This is a genomic window from Duganella sp. LjRoot269 (assembly GCF_964254095.1).
Lineage (GTDB): Bacteria > Pseudomonadota > Gammaproteobacteria > Burkholderiales > Burkholderiaceae_D > Rugamonas > Rugamonas hordei.
This window is the reverse complement of the sequence record NZ_CAXUSL020000001.1, coordinates 7207119-7220097: the sequence shown is the minus strand read 5'-3', so window position 1 is coordinate 7220097 and position 12979 is coordinate 7207119. Positions and strand designations below refer to the sequence as shown.

Annotated in this window: 13 protein-coding genes; 8 read left to right on the top strand and 5 right to left on the bottom strand. The window is 64.1% G+C overall.

Translation table 11 applies throughout. The features are described from left to right. Positions 1 to 4: 4 nt before the first annotated feature. A complete protein-coding gene (locus ACSQ3S_RS32320; protein ID WP_436144949.1) occupies positions 5 to 1423 on the top strand; it encodes a M20/M25/M40 family metallo-hydrolase in 1419 nt (472 codons plus the stop codon). On the opposite strand, the gene ACSQ3S_RS32315 is transcribed toward ACSQ3S_RS32320, so the two are convergent. Beyond that, positions 1420 to 2994 (bottom strand): family 43 glycosylhydrolase, encoded by a 1575-nt coding sequence (locus ACSQ3S_RS32315; RefSeq protein ID WP_436144948.1) that lies wholly within the window; start codon positions 2992 to 2994, stop codon positions 1420 to 1422. The two genes, ACSQ3S_RS32320 and ACSQ3S_RS32315, sit on opposite strands and share 4 nt — an antisense overlap. A gap of 199 nt (positions 2995 to 3193) precedes the next feature. On the opposite strand from ACSQ3S_RS32315, the gene ACSQ3S_RS32310 reads away from it, so the two are divergent. Both ACSQ3S_RS32310 and ACSQ3S_RS32305 read left to right on the top strand, forming a co-directional pair. Continuing rightward, entirely contained in the window at positions 3194 to 3604 is a 411-nt protein-coding gene (locus ACSQ3S_RS32310; protein WP_413447498.1) for a hypothetical protein, read from the top strand. Further along, entirely contained in the window at positions 3601 to 3801 is a 201-nt protein-coding gene (locus ACSQ3S_RS32305; protein ID WP_176655802.1) for a hypothetical protein, read from the top strand. Before ACSQ3S_RS32310 ends, ACSQ3S_RS32305 begins: the two co-directional genes overlap by 4 nt. A 49-nt stretch (positions 3802 to 3850) precedes the next feature. Here ACSQ3S_RS32305 and ACSQ3S_RS32300 read toward each other — a convergent pair whose 3' ends face one another. Further along, positions 3851 to 5104, bottom strand: coding sequence for a dicarboxylate/amino acid:cation symporter (locus ACSQ3S_RS32300; RefSeq protein ID WP_176655801.1), 1254 nt, complete (start codon positions 5102 to 5104; stop codon positions 3851 to 3853). 217 nt (positions 5105 to 5321) lie between these two features. On the opposite strand from ACSQ3S_RS32300, the gene ACSQ3S_RS32295 reads away from it, so the two are divergent. Next, positions 5322 to 6047 (top strand): amino acid ABC transporter ATP-binding protein, encoded by a 726-nt coding sequence (locus tag ACSQ3S_RS32295; RefSeq protein WP_436144947.1) that lies wholly within the window; start codon positions 5322 to 5324, stop codon positions 6045 to 6047. Between the two features lie 9 nt (positions 6048 to 6056). Beyond that, the gene (locus ACSQ3S_RS32290) at positions 6057 to 7496 is read left to right on the top strand and encodes an amidohydrolase family protein (protein ID WP_436144946.1); all 1440 of its coding nucleotides are present in this window, start codon (positions 6057 to 6059) and stop codon (positions 7494 to 7496) included. Between the two features lie 2 nt (positions 7497 to 7498). Here ACSQ3S_RS32290 and ACSQ3S_RS32285 read toward each other — a convergent pair whose 3' ends face one another. Continuing rightward, complete coding sequence (locus tag ACSQ3S_RS32285) at positions 7499 to 8401, bottom strand: LysR substrate-binding domain-containing protein (protein ID WP_436144945.1); 903 nt, start codon at positions 8399 to 8401, stop codon at positions 7499 to 7501. Positions 8402 to 8506: 105 nt separating this feature from the next. Between ACSQ3S_RS32285 and ACSQ3S_RS32280 the strand changes: the two genes are divergently transcribed. Further along, on the top strand, positions 8507 to 10492 hold the full coding sequence (locus tag ACSQ3S_RS32280) for a zinc-binding dehydrogenase (protein ID WP_436144944.1): 1986 nt from the start codon (positions 8507 to 8509) through the stop codon (positions 10490 to 10492). Positions 10493 to 10501: 9 nt separating this feature from the next. On the opposite strand, the gene ACSQ3S_RS32275 is transcribed toward ACSQ3S_RS32280, so the two are convergent. Both ACSQ3S_RS32275 and ACSQ3S_RS32270 read right to left on the bottom strand, forming a co-directional pair. Then, positions 10502 to 10765 carry a Txe/YoeB family addiction module toxin gene (locus tag ACSQ3S_RS32275; protein ID WP_413447502.1) on the bottom strand — a complete coding sequence of 88 codons (264 nt, stop codon included), beginning with the start codon at positions 10763 to 10765 and terminating at the stop codon, positions 10502 to 10504. Next, positions 10762 to 11004 (bottom strand): type II toxin-antitoxin system Phd/YefM family antitoxin, encoded by a 243-nt coding sequence (locus tag ACSQ3S_RS32270; protein ID WP_436144943.1) that lies wholly within the window; start codon positions 11002 to 11004, stop codon positions 10762 to 10764. Before ACSQ3S_RS32270 ends, ACSQ3S_RS32275 begins: the two co-directional genes overlap by 4 nt. A gap of 115 nt (positions 11005 to 11119) precedes the next feature. Here ACSQ3S_RS32270 and pyrC point away from each other — a divergent pair, with 115 nt between their 5' ends. Then, a complete protein-coding gene (gene pyrC, locus ACSQ3S_RS32265) occupies positions 11120 to 12172 on the top strand; it encodes a dihydroorotase (protein ID WP_436144942.1) in 1053 nt (350 codons plus the stop codon). Positions 12173 to 12175: 3 nt separating this feature from the next. Then, entirely contained in the window at positions 12176 to 12973 is a 798-nt protein-coding gene (locus ACSQ3S_RS32260; RefSeq protein ID WP_413447504.1) for a DUF3025 domain-containing protein, read from the top strand. The last annotated feature ends 6 nt before the right edge of the window (positions 12974 to 12979 follow it).

Sequence of the window (12979 nt, the reverse complement as noted above, 5' to 3'; positions counted from 1 at the left end):
GACTATGAAGTCTCGTTTTGCGCTGGGTGCAGTAACTGTCTTGATGGCTTGTGTTCAGAGTGCGTATGCCGATCCTACGGAACCGCAGTTCCGCGCCCTCTACAAGGAGCTGGTCGAAACCAACACCACGCTGTCGTCCGGCAGCTGCACGCTGGCCGCCGAGCGCATCGCCGCGCGACTGAAGACGGCCGGCTTTGCCGACGCCGAGCTGCATCTGTTCGCCGATCCGGCGCATCCGAAGGAGGGCGGCCTGGTCGCCGTCATGCCGGGCAGCGATCCGAAGGCGAAAGCGATCCTGCTGCTGGCGCACATCGACGTGGTCGAAGCCAAGCGTGAAGACTGGACCCGGGATCCGTTCACGCTGGTCGAGGAAGACGGCAAGTTCTACGCGCGCGGCGCGGTGGACGACAAGGCGCAGGCGGCCATCTGGGCCGACACGCTGGCGCGCTTCAAGAACGAGGGCTACGTGCCGCGCCACACGCTGAAGATGGCGCTGACCTGCGGCGAGGAGACCGGCGGCGCCTTCAACGGCGCAGAGTGGCTGACCAAGAACCGCCGCGAACTGATCGACGCCGGTTTCGCCATCAACGAAGGCGCGGGCGGCGAGCTCGATGCTGCCGGCAAGCGCGTGTCGATGACGGTGCAGGCGGGCGAAAAAGTCTCGCAGAACTACCGGCTGGAAGTGACCAATCGCGGCGGCCACAGTTCGCGTCCTCAAAAGGACAACGCGATCTACCATCTGGCCGGCGCGCTGAAGAAGATCGAAGGCTACACCTTCCCGATCCAGCTGGCCGACGGCAGCCGTGGCTATCTGACCGGCATGTCGAAGATCCAGGCGGCCGAAGGCCACAAGGACGTGGCGGCGGCGATGCTGGCGGTAGTGAAGAATCCGAAGGACGCCAAGGCGGTGGCGCTGGTCTCAGGTCGCGACGCCAGCTGGGGTGCGATGCTGCACACGACCTGCGTGGCGACCATGCTCGATGCGGGCCACGCCACCAACGCCCTGCCGCAGCGCGCGCGCGCCAACATCAACTGCCGCATTTTCCCCGGCGTGACGCAGGAGACGGTGCGCGAGGCGCTGGTCAAAGCGATCAACGATCCTGCTGTGAAGGTGGAGACGTTGGAAATCCGTGGCGAGAATTCAGCGCCGCCGGAGCTGACGCGCGCCATCATGGAGCCGGTCGAGAAGCTGACCGCGAAGATGTGGCCCGGCGTTCCGGTGCTGCCCATCCTGCAATCGGGCGCCACCGACGGCCAGTTCCTGAACGCGGCCGGCATTCCGACCTACGGCATCAGCGGCATCTTCCTGACCCCGGACCTGGGTAACATCCACGGCCTGAACGAATACATCGGCGTTCAGTCGCTGATGGAAGGCCGCACCTTCCTGTATGACCTGGTGAAGGTCTACGCCGGCCAGAACTAAGCCAGCGCGCGGTACTGGAAGTCCCGCATGTGTACAGCGCCTTCACCGGCGCTGTACACCGCCGGCTGCAGGCTGAGGAAGCCGCCGAAGACGTTGTGGTGCATGCCTGAGGTCTCCATCTGCCACGGGTGCTGTATCCATTTGCCGTCGTCCAGCGCGTAGAAGAACGTCACGATGTGCCGGTCATTCCTGACGCGGATGCGTACCGTGGAAGCCTTTACGGCTTCGCGCATCCAACCCTGTTCCCTGGCGTACTGGTAGGTCAGCATGTGCGTGGCGCTGAAGCCGACGCCGACGAACATATGCTCGTTGTAGTGCAGTAGCAGGCCGCCATGGCCCGCGCCGCTGATCTCAAGCGTGACGGTGGCTTCATAAGCGTGGTCGCCGACGATGCAGGACAGCGGCGAGCAGTCGGCCGGAGATGTGCCTTTACCCGCGATGACTACCGAACCCTGTTCAAAGCGCACGCGTCTCATCTCGTCCGGCCCCGGATTGAAGAAGCACCACTGAACGCCGAATTTGTTCTTCGTGAAGTCGTCTGATTTGGCGAAGCCTGCTGGAACGGCCGTACCTTTCTTCGGCATCGGCAGCGGCGACGACAGGTCGCCGCCCTTGGGCTTGAACCAGCCGTCCGCCGTCCATTCGATCGGTTCGAGCAGCGCCTGGCGGCCGAGAGTCCGGTAGCCGTTCTCGTAGCCGTGGTAGACCATCCACCAGTCGCCGGCCGGGCCTTCGACCAGCGTGGCGTGGCCGCGCGACCACCACCGTTCTTCGGCACTTTTGGTGCGCACCAGCGGATTCTGAGGACAGTGCTCCCACGGCCCATGGATGGAACGCGAGCGCGCGGCGATCACCATGTGGCTGGTCGGCGGGCCGGAGGTGCCGCCCACCGCCAGCACCAGGTAGAACCAGCCGTTGCGGCGCAACAGCTTCGGTCCTTCGGGCGCGAACATCTCCACCACCCAGTCGGATGGATAGCGCCACGGCTCATAGACCTTTTCGAGCGTGCCGACGGTCGCCAGGCCGTCGTCGGTCAGGCCGATGCGGCGCACGCCGTTGACGAACAGGTAGCGCTTGCCGTCCTCGCCGACCGCGTGGCCGGGATCGATGGCGTCGATATGCAGGTCGATCGGATCGCTCCACGGGCCCCTGATGTTGTCGGCCCAGATGACGAAGATGGTGCCTTTGCCGTCCGGGGTGGCGGGGATGTAGATGAAGTAGCGGCCGTTGTGCTTGACGAGGTCCATGGCCCACACGCTGCCGATCGGCTTGGTCAGAGCCGGGCCGATCGGCTCCCAGTTCACCAGGTCGCGCGAGTGCCAGAGGATGACGCCGGGATAGGACAGGAAGGACGAAAACGTCATGTAGTAATCCGCGCCATCCTTGAGGATGGTGGGATCGGGATGGTCGCCGGACAGGATGGGATTGAGGTAGGTGCCGTTGCCCAGGTCGGCCTTGCGCTGGCCTTCTACGCCGCGGCCCCATTTCGGCTCGGCTGCGTGGGCCAGTTGCGGCCCGACCGCGGCGCTCGCCAACAGCGTCTTGAGCGCGGTGCGCCGGGATGATGTCATGTCGTCTCCATCTGTGCAAAATAGTGCGTAGATGGTGCATCAGCCCACCGGCCGTCGCAATTACGAATCTCACCAAGCCCGATAACGATTCCGCGCAATGTCAGCTATAGTTCCGCCCGCTTGCTGTGAGGTGGCGCAAGGCGCATCATATTTATTCAAACTACCCTCCGGTGAAACACTTGTAGACAACGGAGGCCTTATGTCTGACTTTTACAAATACTTCAAAGAGAATATGGATGGATTGGGATTAGCTACTCCTGAAAATCTCTTCGGCAGCAGCCAATCGGCAGTTTCGACGGCTTCGACGCTGCTCGCGTTGATTGATAGGTTCGGAAAAAAGGTAACGGTAGCGGAGATGATCGGAGCTGGCACAGGTATTGAAAAGCTGGCGGTCCTAGGGGCGGCGAATGCATCATATTATGTGGGGGCGGTTATTGGTAGTATCGCCATTGCAACAGGGCGCGCCTTGGCGGGCGGAACCTCTCTTTCCGATGTTCTGTTGAATGCCCAAATGAATCACCTTCATCGTCCTTGGCTGGCGGCTGTACTGATGCGCCATCCTGAAATTTATAGCCGACGCAAGGTTGCGCAAGTTAGGAGAGCTAAATGAAAGATGGTTTGTTGTTGTTGCTTACCGCGATAGCGTGCTCAGTCGGTGCCTGGCTGTTTTTTAAGTATCTCGGCAACGATGCGTTCAGCGTCATCATGTTGGTGACTTTGGTATGCGCCATCTGGGACAACGCGCGCTTGCGACGCAAGCTTCGCGACCTGGGCTATAAGCCGGAAGGCAAGCGTACCTGGTTCTGATAAAAAAATGGCCACCGCGAGGTGGCCATCTTGTTGGGGCGCTGCTTGCTTAAGCGGCTTTGACCAGCTCGACTTCGCCGGGAGCGGCCAGCTCGCCTTCCCACTTGGCGACCACCGCGGTGGCCACGCCGTTGCCGATGACGTTGGTCGCCGAGCGCGCCATGTCGAGGAAGTGGTCGATGCCCAGCAACAGCAGCATGCCCGCTTCCGGAATGTTGAACTGGCCCAGCGTCGCGGCGATCACCACCAGCGAGGCGCGCGGCACGCCGGCCATGCCCTTGGAGGTCAGCATCAGCACCATCATCATGGTCATCTGCTGGCCCAGCGACATCTCGATGCCGTAAGCCTGCGCGATGAACACGGTGGCGAAGGTGCAGTACATCATCGAACCGTCCAGGTTGAACGAATAACCGATCGGCAGCACGAAAGCGGCGATGCGGTTGCGCACACCGAAGCGCTCCAGGCCTTCCAGCGTTTTAGGATAGGCCGCTTCGCTCGACGCGGTCGAGAAGGCCAGCAGCACCGGGCTGCGCAGTTCCTTCAGCAGCGAGAAGATGCGGCCCTTGAGGAACAGGAAGCCGATGAAGATCAGCAGTGCCCACAGCAGCGCGATGCCGAAGTAGAACTCGGCCATGAACACGCCGTAGGTCTGCAGCACGCCCAGGCCGCTCTTGGCGATCACGCCCGACACCGCCGCAAACACGGCGATCGGCGCGAACTGCATCACGTAGCCGGTGACCTTCAGCATCACGTGCGCCACGCCGTCCAGCGCGTTGATCATGACGTTGGCCTTTTCGCCGACGGCGGCTGCGGCCGAGCCGAAGAACAGGGAGAAGATCACGATCTGCAGGATCTCGTTCTTGCTCATGCCTTCGACGATGGAGGCCGGCACCAGGTGGGTGACGAATTCCTTCAAGGTCAGGCCCGAGGTGACGATGTCGGCCTTGGCGGTGGTGGCGGCCATGTGGCCGAGCAGTGCGTCGCCAGGGCGGAACATGTTCACCAGCACCAGGCCCAGGCTCAGCGACATCACCGAGGCGATGAAGAACCAGCCCAGCGTCTTGATGCCGATGCGGCCCACTTCCGAGGCATCGCCCATCTTGGCGATGCCGCACACCAGCGTCGAGAATACCAGCGGCGCGATGATCATCTTGATCAGGCGCAGGAACAGCGTGGTGATCAGCGACATGTAGTCCGCATATTCGACCGGCTTGGCCAGGTTGAGGTTTGCCAGGTAGCCGGCAAAGATACCCAGCGCCAGGGCGACGAGTATGTAGGTGGTCAATCGGCTTTGTTTGTGCATGTTATAAGCTTCCTGTGGTAGTGTCTCTCTGGGCCTGCGCAGAGGGCGGGGTGTCCGCCGCTGCTGTGGTTCTGCATTGGCTGCAACCGGTATTTTATGGTCCGGTTGATGAAACTATTGGCAAGTTCCGCAGTATCCTTGTGGGCAGAGGCGCTGTCAAGCGCATGTAGGGCCGCATCCACACAGGTGCGGACCGGCTTTTTTATTCAGCGTACATATGATCGAAATTAAGAACGTCAGTAAGTGGTACGGCCAGTTTCAGGTGCTCGGCGAGTGCAGCACCCGGGTCGAAAAGGGCGATGTGATGGTGATTTGCGGGCCGTCCGGCTCCGGCAAGTCCACGCTGATCAAGACCGTCAACGGGCTGGAACCGTTCCAGCAAGGGCAAATTACCGTCGATGGCATCGCCGTCGGCGACAAAAACACCGATTTGCCGGCCTTGCGGGCCCGCATCGGCATGGTGTTCCAGAATTTCGAGCTGTTTCCCCATTTGTCGATACGCGACAACCTGACCTTGGGCCAGACCAGGGTGCTGGGCCGCAGCGTCGACGAGGCCACCGCCCGCGGCTTGCAGTACCTGGACCGGGTGGGCCTGCTGGCGCAGCAGGACAAATTCCCCAGCCAGCTGTCCGGCGGCCAGCAGCAGCGCGTGGCCATCGCCCGCGCGCTGGCGATGGACCCGATCGCCATGTTGTTCGACGAGCCGACCTCCGCGCTGGATCCGGAAATGATCAACGAAGTGCTGGACGTGATGGTCGGCCTGGCGCAGGACGGCATGACCATGATGGTGGTCACCCACGAAATGGGCTTCGCCCGCAAGGTGGCCAACCGCGTGGTGTTCATGGACAAGGGCCGCATCCTCGAGGATTGCAGCAAGGACGAGTTCTTCGGCGCGCCCCGTTCGGAACGGGCGCGCGACTTCCTGGCACGGATAATCCACTAATATTCACTAATGAACATTCTCAAGCCTCTGGCGGGCGCCATGCTGGCGCTGGGATTGCTGGGCGCCGCCCATGCGGGTCACAGGATCGCCGTCGACCTGGCGCTGACCAAGGCCACGCTGATCGATGTGGCGGGCGGCAAGGCCGTCACCGGCAAGTCGGTGCTGCTGAAGGGCGACACCATCGTCGCCGTGGTCGACGACCGCCAGCTGTCCGGCTATGCCGCCAAAAAGACCCTGCGCCTGCCGGGCAAGTACCTGATGCCCGGCCTGTGGGACACCCACGTGCACTTCGGCGGTGGCCCGGCGCTGATCGAAGAGAACAGGCATCTGCTGGCGCTGTACCTGGCCAACGGCATCACCGCCGTGCGCGACTGCTCCGGCGACCTGCCTGACACCGTGCTGGCCTGGCGCGGCCAGATCAACGCCGGCCAGATGGAAGGGCCGACCATCTTCACCTCCGGCGCCAAGCTGGAAGGCTACAAGCCGCTGTGGAAGGGCACCATCGAAGTCGGCACGCCGGAAGAGGTGAGCAAGGCGCTGGACGGCCTGCAGGCGCAGAAGGTGGACTTCGTCAAGATCACCGAGAACACGCTGAAGCCGGAAATTTATCTTGAAGTGCTGCGCCAGGCCAGGGAGCGCGGCATGCGCACCTCCGGCCACATTCCCGTGCAACTGACGTTGGCGCAGATGTTCGACGCCGGCCTGGGCACGGTCGAGCACCAGTCCTACCTGCTGCGCGCGTCGACGCCGCGGGAGAAGGAGCTGACCGCGCAAGTGGCTGCCGGCACGCTGACCGGCAAGGAAGCGATGAGGCAAAGCCTGGCGAGCTACGACGAGCAGACCGCGCGCGCATCGTTCCGCTACATGGCGTCGAAAGGCACGGCGGTGGTGCCGACGCTGTCGGTATCGCGCGTGGTCGCCTACCTGGACCGCGACGATCATTCGAAGGATCCGGCCTTGCAGTACATCGGCAAGGGACTGCGCGCCACCTACGACTGGCGCGTGCAGCGCGCTGCGCTGGACAACGCGGAAGCCATCGCGCTGCGCAAGGCGACGTTTGAAAAATCGGCCGCGCTGCTGCCGATACTGGCGCAGGAAGGCGTCAGCATCATCGCCGGCACCGATGCCGGCTTCTTGAATTCCTACGACTATCCGGGCCAGGCGCTGCATGACGAAATCGGCCTGTACGTGCAGTACGGGCTGACGCCGGTGCAGGCGCTGCGGACGGCGGTGGTGAACGGCCCGCGCTTCCTCGGCAAGCTGGATCGCTACGGCAGCCTGGAGGCCGGCAAGTCGGCCGACCTGCTGGTGCTGGACGCCAATCCGCTGCAGGACATCGCCGCCACGCGCGAGATCCGCACGGTGGTCAGCCGGGGCCAGGTCTACGACCGCGCGCGGCTCGACAGGATGCTGGCCGAGACCAAGGCCTGGGTCGCAGCCCAGCAGTAGTCCTATGGCGGCGAGGAGTAGCCTTTCAGGCTGGTCTGGACGAAATCGATGAACAGCCGCACCCGCGACGGGATCAGGCGCGATTCGATGATGGCGTAGACCGGTATCGGCGCGAAATCCCATTGCGGCAGCACGCGCTGCAGATCGCCGCGTTCCATGTCCTCGCGCGCCTGGGGGCCGGCGGAGACCGCGATGCCCAGGCCCAGCGCGGCCAGCGTCCGCGTCATGCTGACGTTGTTGCAGGTGTAGCGGCCGGAGACGGCCGTGGTCACGCTCTTCTTGCGGGACGTCAGCGTCCACTGGGCTTGTTTTCCGGTGCCGGCCCCGATCAAACACTGATGGTGCTGCAGATCGTCCGGATGCCTGAGCGGCGGCGCGCCGCGCAGGTAGGCCGGTGACGCATACAGGTAGCGCGGCAGCAGGCCGACCTGCCTGGCGATCAGCGTGGACGGCGTCGGCGGCGGCGCGCCCATGCGGATCGCGCAGTCGAAGCCGTCGGTCACCAGGTCGACCCGGCGCGGCGTCAGGTCCATCTCGAAATCGATCAACGGGTATTGTTCACCGAACGCCTTCAGCATGGGGGAAAGGTAGGTGATCGCCAGGTCCACCGGCATCGATACCCGCAGCGTTCCGCTGGGACGCTCCGCCAGTTCGAGCAGCGATTCATGGGCGATGCGTGCCTCCGCGACTATGCTCTCGCAGCGGCGGAAGTAAGCCTGGCCGGCCTCGGTCAACTCCACCTTGCGCGTGGAGCGGTGAAACAGGCGCACGCCGATTTCCTTTTCCAGGTCGGAGATGCGGCGCGACAGCGTCGAATTGGGCATGTCCAGCATGTCGGCCGCCTTGCGGAAGCCCCTGGCGTTGGCGACCGCCACGAACAGCTCCATGCTTGATAACAGTGACATTTTGATTGCTCCATGGGTGGATCAGTGATTTCATTTTAAGCTATTTATCCCAAGAGTGAATCAATGGATGATGGCTGCACATTCACTCACTTAGCGAGGCTCTCCATGAACACCTTATCGACAGCAGTACAAATCGGCCGTCACACCCTGCGCAACCGCATGGTCATGGCGCCCATGACCCGTTCGCGCGCCAACGACGCCGACGGCGTGCAGTCCGAGCTGGCCGTCACCTACTACCGCCAGCGCGCCAGCGCAGGCTTGATCGTCACCGAAGGCACCTTCCCCAGCGCGATGGGCAAGGGTTACGTGCGTACACCGGGCATTTACTCCGATGCGCAGGTCGCCGCCTGGAAGCAGGTGACGGACGCGGTGCATGCCGAAGGCGGCCGCATCTTCCTGCAAGTGATGCACACCGGCCGCATCTCGCATCCGAGCATGCTGCCTGGCGGCGCGCAGCCGGTGGCGCCGTCGGCCATCAAGGCGGCCGGGCAGGCTTACACCGCCGGCGGCCTGGCGGACTTTGTGACGCCGCGTGCGCTGGAAACCTCGGAAGTGGCGGGCGTCGTCGCCGAATACCGACTGGCGGCGCGCCGTGCGCTGGAGGCGGGCTTCGACGGCGTCGAGCTGCATGCGGCGTCGGGTTATCTGCCGGAGCAGTTCCTGTCGTCCGGCACCAACCAGCGCGGCGACCAGTACGGTGGTTCGATTCCGAACCGCGCACGCTTCATCCTGGAGGTGCTCGATGCGATGATCCTGGAGGCGGGCAGTGACCGGGTCGGCATCAAGATCTCGCCGGAGATGGGGTTCAACGACATCAAGGATGAATCGCCGGTCGAGACCTACACCTATCTGGTGCGGCAACTGGCTGCGCTGGGCCTGGCCTATCTGCACGTGGCCACGTTCAAGGCGGAATACGACTACCACGGCGCATTGCGTCCGCTGTTCAACGGGACTTATATCCTGGGCGCCGGCCAGACCCGCGAAACAGGCGAGCAGCGCATCGCGGCCGGCGAAGCCGACGCGGTGGCATATGGCAGCGCGTTCCTCGCCAACCCGGACCTGCCGCGCCGCTTTGCGCTGAATGCCCAGCTGAACACGCCGAACCCGGCCCTGTTCTACGCGCCGGGCGCGCAGGGCTATATCGACTATCCGGCGCTGGCCGACAGCGAATCGAACCGCGCGTTGCGCATCCATGCCTACGGCGGCACGGAGGTGATGCAGTGGGATGAAGTGCCGATGCCGCAAGCGGCGCCGGGCGAGGTGCTGGTGCGGGTGGCCGCTGCAGGCGTCAACGGCCTTGATTGGAAAATCCGCGACGGCCTGGTCAAGGACGTGTTCAAGCTGCCGCTACCCGCCACGCTGGGCATTGAGCTGGCCGGCGAGGTGGTGGCCGTGGGCGAGGGCGTGACAGGTCATGCGATCGGTTCGCGCGTCTTCGGTGCGCTGGGCGGCGTTGGCGCCTATGCACGGCACGTTGCGCTCGCCGCGTCAAAGCTGGTGCCGACCCCCGCGGTGATTGACGACGCGACCGCGGCCGCGATCCCGGTCGCGGCCATGACGGCGTGGCAGGCGCTTTTCGACGCGGGCAAGCTGCAGCGCGGAGAGACGGTGCTGATCCATGGCGCGGCGGGTGGCGTCGGCAGCTACGCGGTGCAGTTTGCGCAACAGGCAGGCGCCCGTGTGCTGGTCACGGCGCAAAGCCGCAATGCAGACTTGCTGCGCCGTCTCGGTGCCGATGAAGTGATCGACTATAAGACCACACGTTTCGAGGAGCTGGTCGATAACGTCGACCTGGTGCTCGATCTGGTGGGCGGCGAAACGCTGGACCGCTCGTGGCAGGTGCTGTCGCCGCAAGGCCGTATCATCAGCACCGCCGCGCCGGACATCGCCGCGCGTGTGCCTGCGGGACGTCGCGGCAGTTGGTTCGCCCTGCAGCAGAATGGCGAACTGCTGGCACGGATCGCGGCGCAAGTCGCGAGCGGTGAACTGACCGCGGTGATCTCCGAAGTCGTCACTGCAGAGCAGGCCGTAGACGCCATCGAGCGCAACAAAACCGGCCACGGCGCCGGCAAGACGGTGGTCCGCTTCTGACAAATGATGTCAAGCGTAATGCGTCCACATGCGCAGGATGCGAACGATGTGCTGATCCGGAAAAACCTCATAGACGAGGCGGTGATGTATGTTGATCCTGCGCGAGTAGGCGCCCGCCAGGTCGCCGACCAGCTTTTCAAAAGGCGGCGGCCGGGCGAAGGGATCGTCGGCCAGCAAGTCGAGCAGTGCCTGCGCTTGCTTCTTCATTCCGGCCGCGGCTACCTTCTTTGCGTCTTTCTGGGCTTGGTGGGAGTACACCAGCTGCCAGCTCACCAGATCAATTCCTTGTCGCTGCCATCGAGGGGCTCCTCACGAGCTGCCATGATGGACTCGCGCATTCCAGGCACGGACAGCAGGTACAGCGTTTCCTGTATCGCCGTCCAATCTTCGACGGAAACCAGCACCGCGTTGTTCCGCTTGCCAGTGATGGTAATCGGCACGTGGCTGGCCGCTGTCTCGTCGATCAGGTTGTAGAGCCGTGCACGCGCGTCGCTGGCTGAGATGGTATCCATGGAAACTCCCTCGGTTGAGGTTAAAACGTACGCTTTAACGTACGCACTGTCAAGCGACCAGCGCAAGAGGGTAAAATGGCGGTATTCGCCATTGATAGCCTGAAAGCCAGCCGCCATGTCCGACCTCGAACACATCCCAGACAGCATCACCATCGCCCGTCCAGACGACTGGCACCTGCACCTGCGCGACGGCGCCACGCTGGCCAGCGTGCTGCCGCACAGCGCCCGCCAGTTCGCCCGCGCCATCGTGATGCCCAATCTGAAACCGCCGGTGACCACCACCGCCGCCGCCGAGGCCTATCGCAACCGCATCGTGGCGGCGCTGCCGGCAGGGATGAAGTTTGAGCCGCTGATGACGCTCTACCTGACCAACAACACGCCGCCGGACGAAATCCTGCGCGCTCAGGAAAGCGGCATCGTCCACGCGGTCAAGCTGTATCCGGCTGGCGCCACCACCAATTCGGACGCCGGCGTGACCGACCTGTCCAACTGCTACAAGACGCTGGAGATGATGCAGGAAGTGGGCATGCCTTTCCTGGTCCACGGCGAAGTCACCGACCAGGACATCGACCTGTTCGACCGCGAGGCTGTCTTCATCGAACGCGTGATGCGCCCGCTGCGCCGCGACTTCCCGGCGCTGAACATCGTCTTTGAACACATCACCACCAAGCACGCGGCGCAGTACGTGGCCGAAGCCGAAGGCCCGATCGCAGCGACCATCACCGCGCATCACCTGCTGTACAACCGCAACGACATCTTCAAGGGCGGCATTCGTCCCCACTACTATTGCCTGCCGGTGCTGAAGCGCGAGGAACACCGCCTGGCGCTGGTCACCGCCGCCACCAGCGGCGACGAACGCTTCTTCCTCGGCACCGACTCCGCGCCGCACGCGCAGGGCGCCAAGGAAGCCGCCTGCGGCTGCGCCGGCTGCTACACCGCGCTGCACGCGATGGAGCTGTATGCCGAAGCCTTCGAACGCGCCGGCGCGCTGGACAAGCTGGAAGCCTTCGCCAGCTTCAACGGCCCGGCCTTCTACGGCCTGCCGCGCAACACCGACACCATCACGCTCAAGCGCGAGCAGTGGACGCTGCCGGAAACGCTGCCGCTGGCGGACCAGCAGGTAGTGCCGCTCAACGCCGGCGAAACCATCAACTGGAAAATGGTATAAGCAGTGCTGCAGGCAATCGACTGGTCGCGTCCCTGGTACGAATCGGTACGGACGGCGGCCGGCCAATTGACGGCGGATGCGCACTTCCGCGACAGCTTCAACGCGCAGGCCGCGGCGCTGGGCCTGCGCAATCACCAGGGCCTGCCGCTGTCGTTCGTGCCGCAGGAGGCGCTGCCTGACGGTACCGCCTACGAAGCCTTCATCGGCGCGACCGGCGGCGTGCCCACGCGCGACAACCTGCACGATTTCTTCAACGGCCTTGTCTGGCTGAGTTTCCCCCGCATCAAAGTGCAACTGAACGCCCTGCAGGCGGCGCAGATAGCGCTGGACGGCGTGGGCAAATCGCGCGGCCCGGCGCGCGACGGCGCCACCATCTTCGACGAAAACGCCGCCCTGCTGGTGGTGCGCGACTGCGCCGCGGGCCAGGCGCTGACGGCGGCGCTGCGTGACCATCAATGGCGCGAGGCCTTCATCGAGCGGCGCGCCAGCTTCGGGCCGGACGCGCAGGTCTGGCTGTTCGGCCACGCGCTGATGGAAAAGCTGGTGGCGCCGCGCAAGGCGATCACCGCGCACACCCGGGTGGTGGTGGCGGGAGACGACTTCTTCGCCATGGACCACGACGCACGCCGCCGCTGGCTGGACGAGCGCGTGGCGCAGGAGCTGGCCGGGCATGGCCTCAGCACCGCCGACTTCACGCCGATGCAGGCGCTGGGCGTGCCGGGCTGGTGGCCGGACCAGGACGACGATTTCTATAACGACGCAACGGTGTTCCGCCCCAAGCGGCCAACGGCAGTAAAATAGTCTTTT

Bases quoted from the DNA above. Each gene is read 5' to 3' on its own strand.
- ACSQ3S_RS32320 (WP_436144949.1), top strand. From the start codon at position 5: ATGAAGTCTCGTTTTGCGCTGGGTGCAGTAACTGTCTTGATGGCTTGT.
- ACSQ3S_RS32315 (WP_436144948.1), bottom strand. From the start codon at position 2,994: ATGACATCATCCCGGCGCACCGCGCTCAAGACGCTGTTGGCGAGCGCC.
- ACSQ3S_RS32310 (WP_413447498.1), top strand. From the start codon at position 3,194: ATGTCTGACTTTTACAAATACTTCAAAGAGAATATGGATGGATTGGGA.
- ACSQ3S_RS32305 (WP_176655802.1), top strand. From the start codon at position 3,601: ATGAAAGATGGTTTGTTGTTGTTGCTTACCGCGATAGCGTGCTCAGTC.
- ACSQ3S_RS32300 (WP_176655801.1), bottom strand. From the start codon at position 5,104: ATGCACAAACAAAGCCGATTGACCACCTACATACTCGTCGCCCTGGCG.
- ACSQ3S_RS32295 (WP_436144947.1), top strand. From the start codon at position 5,322: ATGATCGAAATTAAGAACGTCAGTAAGTGGTACGGCCAGTTTCAGGTG.
- ACSQ3S_RS32290 (WP_436144946.1), top strand. From the start codon at position 6,057: ATGAACATTCTCAAGCCTCTGGCGGGCGCCATGCTGGCGCTGGGATTG.
- ACSQ3S_RS32285 (WP_436144945.1), bottom strand. From the start codon at position 8,401: ATGTCACTGTTATCAAGCATGGAGCTGTTCGTGGCGGTCGCCAACGCC.
- ACSQ3S_RS32280 (WP_436144944.1), top strand. From the start codon at position 8,507: ATGAACACCTTATCGACAGCAGTACAAATCGGCCGTCACACCCTGCGC.
- ACSQ3S_RS32270 (WP_436144943.1), bottom strand. From the start codon at position 11,004: ATGGATACCATCTCAGCCAGCGACGCGCGTGCACGGCTCTACAACCTG.
- pyrC (WP_436144942.1), top strand. From the start codon at position 11,120: ATGTCCGACCTCGAACACATCCCAGACAGCATCACCATCGCCCGTCCA.